The organism is Aeromonas sp. R7-1 (assembly GCF_040908115.1).
Taxonomy (GTDB): domain Bacteria; phylum Pseudomonadota; class Gammaproteobacteria; order Enterobacterales; family Aeromonadaceae; genus Aeromonas; species Aeromonas caviae.
This window is the reverse complement of the sequence record NZ_JBFODD010000035.1, coordinates 65,148-74,538: the sequence shown is the minus strand read 5'-3', so window position 1 is coordinate 74,538 and position 9,391 is coordinate 65,148. Positions and strand designations below refer to the sequence as shown.

Sequence of the window (9,391 nt, the reverse complement as noted above, 5' to 3'; positions counted from 1 at the left end):
GTCATCGACGGGCCGCCCCTCTGTCATTTATCCCTTCTATCCCTTCGACTTGAAGTTGGCCGCCTCGATGCCGTGCCGATTCAGCAGCTTGTAGAAGTCGGTGCGGTTTCTCCCCGCCATGTTGGCCGCCAGGGTCACATTGCCTTCCGTGGTGCGCAGCAGCCGGATCAGGTACTCCTTTTCAAACTCGGCCCGCGCCTCGTTGAACGAGGGAATGCCGCCACCGCCGCCACTCAGGGCCGACTCCACCATGGCCGCGCCTATCACCGGGCTGCAGCAGAGGCTCGCGAGCTGCTCCACCACCCCGCAGAGCTGGCGCACGTTGCCCGGCCAGGCCGCGGCGGCCAGCAGGGCCAGCGCCTCCGGCGAGAAGCCGAGGGCGGCGCAATCGGGGTGACGGTTGCGGTAATCGTCCAGCGCCTGACGGGCCAGCAGGGGGATGTCCTCGCTGCGGGCGCTCAGCGGCGGCAGGGTGATGTTGGCCACGTTGAGGCGGTAGAAGAGATCCTCGCGAAAACGCCCCTCTTCCATAGCGGTCACCAGATCCTGATGGCTGGAGCTGATGACTCGCACCTCGGGGGTGCCCTGACCATACTCCGCCAGCACCTGGAGCAACTTGGCCTGGAGTGACTCCGACAGATCCCCTATCTCGTCGAGGAAGAGGGTGCCGCCTTTGGCCTCGGCAAACAGGCCGGACTGGCCATCCTCGCCGAACAGCTGCAAGTCCAGCGCGGGCCAGGGCAGAGCCGCACAGTTGATGGTATGCAGCGGCTTGTCGCGGCGGTGGCTGGCCTGGTGCAGCGCCTGGGTCATCACCCCCTTGCCGGCGCCGGAGGGGCCCAGAATCAGCACGGGCACGTCCATGGTGGCGATGCTGCTCGCCTGGATCAGCAACTGCTCCATCTGCGGGTTGCGCGTCTGGATGAGGGACTGCCACTCCTGCTGCTGCTTCGGACGGGTCAGGCTGAGAGCATGTTCTATGGTGACCAGCAGCTCGTCCTTGTCGATGGGCTTGGTGAGGAAGCTGAATACCCCGGAGCGGGTCGCCTGGATGGCGTCGGGAATGGTGCCGTGGGCGGTCATGATGATCACCGGCATGCCGAGCCACTGGGACTGGATCCGCTCGAACAGCGCCAGCCCGTCCATGCCCCCCATGCGCAGATCGCTCAGCACCAGGTCGGCCCGTTGCTGGCGCAGCCTGTCCAGCGCTCCTTCGGCGCTGTCGGCGGTATCCACCTCGTAACCCTGGCTGCGCAGGCGCATGCTCATCAGCTTGAGCAGGCTGGCATCATCGTCCACCAGCAGAATACGGCTCATGCTCTCACCCCCTCTTGGCGAAAAACGCGGTCATTATGGCGCGGTCCGGAGCTGTCATGGCTGACCTCCCCCATTGAGCTTACGCTGGTTGAGCTGCTCGTCGATGGCGGAGAGCTGCTCTATCTGCTGGCGCAGACGCTTCACCTCCTGACTCTGATCGTCGCGGCGGCTGTCTCGCACCAGCAGCTCCTCCCCGAGGGCGATCCAGCTGCGCAGGAAGGCCTGGGCATCGAGACCGAGCTCCGGCAACAGAGCCTTCAGCTGATCCAGCCCGGCCCGGCGGCTGGCCACCGATTCGGACGGGTGGGTGTTGACCATGGCCAGGCTGACCCGGCTCTCGAGGTCGGTGGCGCCGGCCAGTCGCTGGCGCTCCTGCATCCGCTGCTGGGGATGGCTGGCCAGCAGCCAGTCCGAGTATTGCAGGCGCACCTGCATCTCCTTGTTGGCAAACTCCATCCGCCTGGCAATCGCCTCCTGGGAAGGCTCGGTGAGGCTGGTAGAAGGCAGCAGGGAACAGCCAGCGAGCAGGCCTATCATCAATACGGGAATCACAAATCGTTTCATCTTGAATGTCACTTCAGATCCTGGTGGGGAAGAGGCACCTGCCCGCTCCTCTCAATATTCGGTGTCAAGGCGCCACCCGCACCTGCGGGGTCGCCGCCACGCCCGTCAGCTCGGGCGCACGTTCAAATCCAGCCGGAAACAGACATCCGCCTGGGCATCCTCGATGAGTCTGAGCTCGCCGCCCAGGCTCATGGCAGACTCACGGGCAATGGAGAGGCCCATGCCGGAGCCTTTCAGCAATCCTTGGCGCACTATGCTGCCCTGTTCAAAGGGCTCGAAGATGCGCTCCCGCTCGTCTGGCGGGATGACAGGCCCTTCGTTGGCCACCTCCAGCCAGCCGCCGCCCGCTCCCGCCCCGGCGCGGATCCAGATCTGTCCGCCCCTGGCGCCATAGCTGACCGCGTTGGAAAATAGATTGTCGAGGATGAGTCGCAGGCGGTAGGGCTCTGCCCGCAGGCTGATGGGCTCGGGCGGCAAGTGTACACTGATTTGCTTGGATTCCAGCGCGAGCCGGTACTCTTCGGACAAGTCTGACAACAAGGGCGCCAGGGGCACCTCGGACAGGGTGAACACCTCCTGCTGGCTGAGGCGGTTGAAGTCGAGCAGCCGCTCGATCAGGGTCTGCAGACGGCGGCTGTTCTCCTCCAGCATCTGGCAGATCTCCTGCTGATCCCCGTTGAGGGGCCCCACCAGCTGCTCCGAGAGCAGATCAGCCCCCTCCCGCAGCACGGCAAGGGGGGTTTTCAGCTCGTGGGATACGTGGCGCAGGAACTGGTATTTCTGCTGTTCCAGCTCCTTGAGCTTGTCGTGCAGCCAGCTGATCCGCTCCCCCAGCAGCACCAGTTCGGCCGGGCCATCCACCGGGCGCTGATCCGGTTCGACACCGGCGCCCAGGCTCAGGATCCGCGACTCAATCTGACGTACCGGGTGGATGATGAGGTAGGTAAAGAGCAACACCAGCAGCAGGCTGAGCCCGACCACGAAGCCGCTGACCCACCAGATCTGCTGTTTCAGCTCCACGATGGCGTCCCGCATGCGGGTCACGTGATCATCCACCTGGCTGCGGGTGACCACCTCCAGTTGCTGGTTCAGTTCGTTGAAGTCGGTGAAACGGGGGCTGGTCGCCTCCTGCCTGGCCTTGCGCAGATCCTGCAGGCCGTCGAGCCAGACCAGCGCCGCCTCGAGATCCCCGTAGACCTCGGCATCCGGAATGGAGTCCTGATGGGTCGCGAGCAGTTCCCGGTAGCGCACCAGCTGCTGCCGATAGCTGGCCAGGATGCGATCATCACCCAGGACCGCATAGCGGCGCAGGGTGCGCTCCAGATCGATGGCCTGAGTGGAGAGCAGCGTCGCCCGGCGAGTGTCCCGCACCGCACGTTCCATCTCGTCGCTGGTGAGCTGGCCCAGGTGGGAGAGAGCCTGACTGTCGTGCCAGATCATGCCCCCCAGGGGCATCAGCACCAGCACGAAGCCCATCAGTACTACCTGGAGCAGGGAGCGGGGCCGAACCTTGGTCATCTTCTGCGGTCTCGATTCGTCATGGGGGAGCCAGCATATCCGCACTGCCCCAAAAAGCAAAACCGGCCATAAAGCCGGTTTGATTGCTCACCGAGGCCGGATTCACGCCAGGCCGACGGACGCCACACAGATGACAATGATCATGGCAAGGGCCCCTGACGCGGCCAACAGTGCCCATTTCATTTCTACGCTCATGCAAACCTCCTTTCTGCCAATCAGCGTTGGATCACAACAGATAACGACATGTTAATTCATAGTGAATCCCATAACCGTGAGCTGCGTATATATTTCAGACGAGCCCAACCCAAGGAATGGAAAGCATGTTTTACCTCTGTAGCATTGGATCCAATCTCGACCCCGCCCTGCACGTCAGTCAGGCCATCGCCGAATTGCTGGCCCGCTTTGGTCGCCTTCACCTGAGTTCCGTCATCCAGACCAAGCCCGTGGGCATGCATTCGCGCCACGACTTCCTCAACTGCCTGTTCGTCGTCCAGAGCGACCTCTCCCCCGTCCAGCTCAAGACCGAGTTTGTCACCATGGAGCTGGCCCATGGCCGGGATCGCAGCAACCCCCTGTGCAAGGTGGCGGACAGGCCACTGGACATCGACATACTGGCCTGCGGCGAACGGGATGACTTCGCCGAGGCCGGGGTGGATGCCTACCTGGGGGATCTGCTGGCGGAGATGTATCAGGGCGGCAGTGTGGACTCCGGCAAGGTGACCCTCGGCCTGCCGGGCAGCAAGGTGTTTGCGAAGCAGCGCATCGGCCAGGCCCCCATCCATCTCTGCCAGCAAGACGAGGCCCTGCTTCCCGGCAACGGCCACCCCGGCCCCCCTTCCCGGCACGCCGCCATCCGGCACCCTTGAGCCGTTCACACACATGAGGCACCCAAAGGCGCCTCATGTCATGGCGGCCCGCCTTGCCCTAGATGACGGCGAGGGCGCGCCCCCCGTCCACCCGGATGCTGGCCCCGGTCATGTAGTCGTTCTTCATCAGCATCTGTACCGCCTGCCAGATGGGCTCCAGACCCCCTTCCCGCGCCAGCGGCGTCTTCGCCAGCACCTGCTGGCGCCAGTCATCCCCGTGCTCGTCGAGAAACAGGATGGGGCCAGGCTCTATGGTGTTGACCCGCACGGCGGGTGCCAGTTCGCGGGCAAAGCTCATGGCCAGGGAATGGGCTCCCGCCTTGGTGGCCACGTAGGCGGCAAACTGGGGCGCCGGGGCATGGATGTAGATATCGGTGATGTGGATGATGCCCCCGTTGGGCTGGCGGGCAAGGGCGGGGGCCAGCGCCCGGTTGAGCTGGAAGGGAGCCGCCATGTGTACCCGGTAGAACTGATCAAACTGGGCCAGCTGCACCGCAGGATCCGCCGCCTGGGGCTCGAAGGCGGAGGCATTGTGGATGATCAGGGCAAGATCCTCATGGGCCGCCAGCGCCGTCACCACGGCGCCCACCTCCTCTTCCCGGGTGAAGTCCGCCTGTACCAGCTCGACGCCCACGTCTCGCAGACGATCCAGCTCGGGCCGTTCGCTGCGATAGCTGCCCGTCACCTGCCAGCCAGCGGCCACCAGCTGCTCGCACAGATAGAATCCCAGGCGACGGCCACAGCCCGTTACCAATGCACGCATACCCTCTCCTTGTGGTTGTCGCCCTCCCCGATCCATGCAGGATCGCACGGAGGGCCCATTCATCGGCCATGACCTATCGATGTCCGAGGCAAAACCCATTGGCCCCCTGTCACGGTCACCGGGCATAGTGGCCCCATCGACCCCCATGGAGCCACCATCATGCTACAAATTCGCGATCATATGCAGCCATTGACCCACTCACTGCACCCCGGCCTCGGTCTGGCCGAGGCGCTGGACAGACTCCATCGGGCAAACCTGGGGGGCCTGCCGGTACTGGATGACCATCAGCACCTCGTCGGATTTCTCTCCGAGCAGGATTGCATTCCCGCCCTGCTCACGGGCAGCTATCACTGCGACACCCGTACTCTGGTCGAAGATATGATGAGCCGGGCCCCGCTGTTCGTCTCTCCCGATGACAACATCGTGGATCTCGCCCGCCAGATGGCCGGGGCCAGACCCAAGGTCTATCCAGTGATGGAGGGAGGCAAGGTGACGGGCATCATCAGCCGTCGTCAGGTGATGCAGGCCCTCAACACCCAGATGAAACAGTGTCAGGCAACCTGAGGCAGGCCACCTCGCACACGTGTCATGCCGACCCCCCTCCCGTCCACAGCCGGCGAGTGGCTGGTCCACCCCACCCGACTCTGCCACGGGGCGGCCTGTCGAGGCAGCCCGCCCCCCTCCCACCGGCACCGTTCGTTTGTCCCCTCCCCATTTCAGGGTTTGCCATCCGTGGTCGTCTCTAGTTAGATAGGTGCCGGTCACAGTCCCTGCCGGATGCGACCCCGTCCCGAGTGCTCAGGAGATGTAACGTGCGACGCTTGCTCGTATTCTGCTTGCTGCTGCCCTGCTGGCTGTCAGCCAGGGAGCTGGTCATTGGTGGCATCCTGGAGCCCCCTCTCAAGTGGCTGGATGCACAGGGACACCCTCGCGGGCTGGACGTTGATCTCGTCACCGCCATCTTCGGCACGCTCCATACCCCCATCAGGATTGAGCTCATCGATTCGGGGGCCAGGCTCACCCGCAATGCCGAAAGCGGCTTCTATGACCTGCTGCTGACCCACTCCTACAAACCGGAGCGGGAGGCCTATCTGCTCTACCCCAAACAGGCCCATATGCTCCATAGCTGGCACTTCTTCATACGCAAGGAGTCCGCGGGCCGGATCCATTATGACCATCTGACGGATCTCAAACCCTGGCGTATCGGTGTCACCCGGGACTTCTCCTATACCCCCGAGCTCGCGGCAGCCATGACAGACCCGAGCTATCACTTCCAGGAGATCCCCATCAACCAGCTGCAACTGCGCAAACTCATCGCCGGTCGCATCGACGTGGTGCCCATGTCCCTGGTCACCGCCTTCACCCAAATAAGAGAAGAGGGACTGGAAGGCAAGCTCGACTACCTGCCAAAACCCCTCAAGACCAGCCCCTACTTCAATGTCTGGACCCGTTCCCGGGCCGATGCCGACACCCCGGCCCTGATGGCCGCCTATGATGCCGAACTGCTGCACATGAAGCGGGACGGCCGGCTCAAAGCCCTCTACGACAAATACGGCATCCCCTATATCGAACCCTGATCCACCGTTCAGGGTGTCATCTCCCGCAGGGTCGAATTCTGCTGCGCGAACAGGGTCTATCACGGGAGAGGGGTCTCTACGCCCCCCTCAGACCACCCGACTCAAGGCTTCACATCCCGCAGGATCGGGTTTTGCAGCGAAATCAGCGTCTCGGTGGACTGGATCTCGTCGATGGTCTGGATCTTGTGGATCAGTACCGTCTGCAACTCGTCGATGGAGCGGGTCATCACCTTCATGAAGATGCTGTAGTGGCCGGTGGTGTAGTAGGCCTCCACCACCTCGTCCAGCGCCTGCAGCTTGGCCAGGGCCGACGGGTAATCCTTGGCGCTCTTGAGGTTGATCCCGATGAAGCAGCAGACGTCGTAGCCCAGCTTCTTGGGGTTCACCTGCACCCGCGTTCCCTCGATGATGCCCGCCTGCTTCATCTTCTCTACCCGCACGTGGATGGTGCCCGGGCTCACCAGCAGTTGTTTGGCCAGCTCGGCGTAAGGCAGGCGCGCATTCTCCATCAGGGCGGAGAGGATGGCCTGATCGAGATTATCGATCCGATAATTTTCTGACACTTTTTTGCTCTCCTTTTAATGATTCATCATTAATTGATGGCTTATTTTGAAGAAAAAAATACACAAAGCCTATTTCAATTATCGAATATTGAATTTAGTTGGCATTCTATTGAAGAATCACCGCATTCAACGGATTCACGACAGGTAATTCAGCATGAAACAGCACTACATCCGCAGCCAACAGCAGATCAGCTTCGTCAAAGAGATGTTCTCCCGCCAACTCGCACTGCAACTCGGCCTGATGGAGGTACAAGCCCCCATTCTGAGCCGGGTCGGTGACGGCACCCAGGACAACCTCTCCGGCTGCGAGCATGCAGTGCAGGTCAAGGTGAAAACCCTGCCGGAGCACAGCTATGAAGTGGTCCACTCCCTGGCCAAGTGGAAGCGCCAGACTCTGGGTCGCTTCGGTTTCGGCCCGGGTGAAGGCATCTACACCCACATGAAGGCACTGCGTCCGGACGAGGAACGTCTCAGCCCCATTCACTCCGTCTACGTCGACCAGTGGGACTGGGAGAAGGTGATGCCGGGCGAGCGCCGGGATCTGGCCTATCTGCAGGAGACGGTGCGCGGCATCTGGGCCGCCATCAAGGCCACCGAGCGCGCGGTCTGTGCCGAGCACGACCTGACCCCCTTCCTGCCGGCGGATATTCAGTTCCTGCACAGTGAAGAGCTGCTGACCCGCTACCCGGACCTTGATGCCAAGGGACGCGAGCGCGCCATCGCCAAAGAGCTGGGGGCGGTCTTCCTCATCGGCATCGGTGGCGCCCTCTCCCACGGCGAACGCCACGACGTCCGTGCCCCGGACTACGACGACTGGAGCAGCGAGAGCGAGCTGGGGCTGGCGGGTCTGAACGGTGACATCCTGGTGTGGAACCCGGTGCTGGAAGACAGCTTCGAGATCTCCTCCATGGGGATCCGGGTGGACGCAGAGGCCCTGCGCCGTCAGCTGGCCATCACCGGGGACGAGGATCGCCTGCAGTACGACTGGCATCAGGATCTGCTGGCAGAACGCATGCCGCAAACCATCGGCGGCGGCATCGGCCAATCCCGTCTGGCCATGCTGCTGCTGCAAAAAGAGCACATCGGTCAGGTCCAGGTCGGCGTCTGGCCGGCCGAGATGAAGGCCGCCATTGCGGACATGCTGTAACGAATTGATTTGATTGCCTCTGTCCTCCTATCGCGGCAACACGGCGCGGGACAGACGCGATAGCGAAGCTGGTCAGCCGGGGTGGAGAGCGTATCCCGACTGACTGTAAGGCGGGCATGGTCGCTGACTGTGCCTGCCGACCCTGGGGCTTGCCCCTGCGATCCGCTCAACCCACGTCAGATCGCATCGAATACATTCCTCCCGGCAATCTTCGGATTGCCGTTTTTTTTACGCCGAAAAACTGTGCTCAAAACCCGCCCCGATCTGGTGCTGGCGCGGCAGCCCCGCCTTTCTGCTGCCGGTGCAGTGGCAGGCAAACAACCGCTCCACCGCCTCTTCCTGCAGATAGGCTCCGAGCGCCACCGCCCGCTCTGGGCCGGAAAACTTCAGGTGCAGGCCGCCGATGACGGCGTGGATCCGCTCGTCGCCACACACCTCCTTGGCCCACTCGATGATGTTCTCGACCCCGGCGTGACCGCAGCCGATAAAGACGATGAGCCCCTGCTCGCTCTTGTAGGCCAGCGCCGAGTCGTCGCTGATGAGGTCTTTCTCCACCCGCCCACCCCGCACTATGTAGCCGAGCAGCGAAGGCGCAGCCCGGTCGCGCCGCACAATGCTGCCGAGGAACACCAGACGATCCGAGAGCCACATCGGCTCGGACGAGCAGTGGGGAAGCAAGCCTCTGGCCGACAGCGACTCCCGAGCCAGCGCCCCCGACAGGCGATAGAGGTTGCGCCGCCAGAAGGGCAGCGACAGGAAGTAGCCCCGCTCGCAGAACACGTCCGGACAGGCGATGAGCGGGATGGGTCTTGGATAGGCGGGCAGCGAGCCGACCCCGCCCACATGGTCGTAATGACCGTGAGAGAGCACCACATGGGTGAGAGAGGCGAGATCGATCCCCATCACGGCGGCGTTGTGGCACAGCGCCCGGCCACGGCCGCTGTCGAACAGCACCCTGAGGCCGTCACACTCCAGCAGCAGCGCCAACCCTCGCTCGGGCAGACAGCCAGGCAGATGAACGTCGTCATCCACCAAAACGGAAAACGTCAGCATCTCAATCCCTCAGAAAACAAAAC

11 protein-coding genes are annotated in these 9,391 nt (G+C 63.0%); 4 read left to right on the top strand and 7 right to left on the bottom strand.

The window, feature by feature from the left end; all coding sequences use genetic code 11:
• Nucleotides 1-36 precede the first annotated feature (36 nt).
• From AB5Y51_RS08090 to AB5Y51_RS08075, 4 genes are all read right to left on the bottom strand, one after another.
• Complete coding sequence (locus AB5Y51_RS08090; RefSeq protein ID WP_010675978.1) at nt 37-1,317, bottom strand: sigma 54-interacting transcriptional regulator; 1,281 nt, start codon at nt 1,315-1,317, stop codon at nt 37-39.
• 54 nt (nt 1,318-1,371) lie between these two features.
• Nucleotides 1,372-1,881 carry a hypothetical protein gene (locus tag AB5Y51_RS08085; RefSeq protein ID WP_039039694.1) on the bottom strand — a complete coding sequence of 170 codons (510 nt, stop codon included), beginning with the start codon at nt 1,879-1,881 and terminating at the stop codon, nt 1,372-1,374.
• A 105-nt stretch (nt 1,882-1,986) separates the two neighbouring features.
• Nucleotides 1,987-3,399, bottom strand: coding sequence for an ATP-binding protein (locus AB5Y51_RS08080; RefSeq protein WP_323920567.1), 1,413 nt, complete (start codon nt 3,397-3,399; stop codon nt 1,987-1,989).
• Nucleotides 3,400-3,501: 102 nt separating this feature from the next.
• Nucleotides 3,502-3,582 carry a YnhF family membrane protein gene (locus AB5Y51_RS08075; protein ID WP_223302605.1) on the bottom strand — a complete coding sequence of 27 codons (81 nt, stop codon included), beginning with the start codon at nt 3,580-3,582 and terminating at the stop codon, nt 3,502-3,504.
• Nucleotides 3,583-3,719: 137 nt separating this feature from the next.
• Between AB5Y51_RS08075 and folK the strand changes: the two genes are divergently transcribed.
• Nucleotides 3,720-4,265: a 2-amino-4-hydroxy-6-hydroxymethyldihydropteridine diphosphokinase gene (gene folK / locus AB5Y51_RS08070; RefSeq protein ID WP_041211930.1), complete on the top strand. Its 546-nt coding sequence runs from the start codon at nt 3,720-3,722 to the stop codon at nt 4,263-4,265.
• 58 nt (nt 4,266-4,323) lie between these two features.
• On the opposite strand, the gene AB5Y51_RS08065 is transcribed toward folK, so the two are convergent.
• On the bottom strand, nt 4,324-5,028 hold the full coding sequence (locus AB5Y51_RS08065; protein ID WP_039039618.1) for an SDR family oxidoreductase: 705 nt from the start codon (nt 5,026-5,028) through the stop codon (nt 4,324-4,326).
• Between the two features lie 159 nt (nt 5,029-5,187).
• Here AB5Y51_RS08065 and AB5Y51_RS08060 point away from each other — a divergent pair, with 159 nt between their 5' ends.
• Together AB5Y51_RS08060 and AB5Y51_RS08055 are read left to right on the top strand one after the other, a co-directional pair.
• Nucleotides 5,188-5,592 carry a CBS domain-containing protein gene (locus tag AB5Y51_RS08060; protein WP_042014362.1) on the top strand — a complete coding sequence of 135 codons (405 nt, stop codon included), beginning with the start codon at nt 5,188-5,190 and terminating at the stop codon, nt 5,590-5,592.
• A 248-nt stretch (nt 5,593-5,840) separates the two neighbouring features.
• Nucleotides 5,841-6,605, top strand: a complete 765-nt coding sequence (locus AB5Y51_RS08055; protein WP_039039620.1) for an ABC transporter substrate-binding protein — start codon at nt 5,841-5,843, stop codon at nt 6,603-6,605.
• Between the two features lie 101 nt (nt 6,606-6,706).
• Here the strand turns inward: AB5Y51_RS08055 and asnC are convergent, their stop codons facing one another.
• The gene (gene asnC, locus AB5Y51_RS08050) at nt 6,707-7,168 is read right to left on the bottom strand and encodes a transcriptional regulator AsnC (RefSeq protein WP_041214272.1); all 462 of its coding nucleotides are present in this window, start codon (nt 7,166-7,168) and stop codon (nt 6,707-6,709) included.
• 154 nt (nt 7,169-7,322) lie between these two features.
• Between asnC and asnA the strand changes: the two genes are divergently transcribed.
• Complete coding sequence (gene asnA / locus AB5Y51_RS08045) at nt 7,323-8,315, top strand: aspartate--ammonia ligase (protein WP_330144012.1); 993 nt, start codon at nt 7,323-7,325, stop codon at nt 8,313-8,315.
• 228 nt (nt 8,316-8,543) lie between these two features.
• On the opposite strand, the gene AB5Y51_RS08040 is transcribed toward asnA, so the two are convergent.
• Nucleotides 8,544-9,368, bottom strand: a complete 825-nt coding sequence (locus AB5Y51_RS08040; RefSeq protein WP_010675988.1) for an MBL fold metallo-hydrolase — start codon at nt 9,366-9,368, stop codon at nt 8,544-8,546.
• Nucleotides 9,369-9,391: the final 23 nt, after the last annotated feature.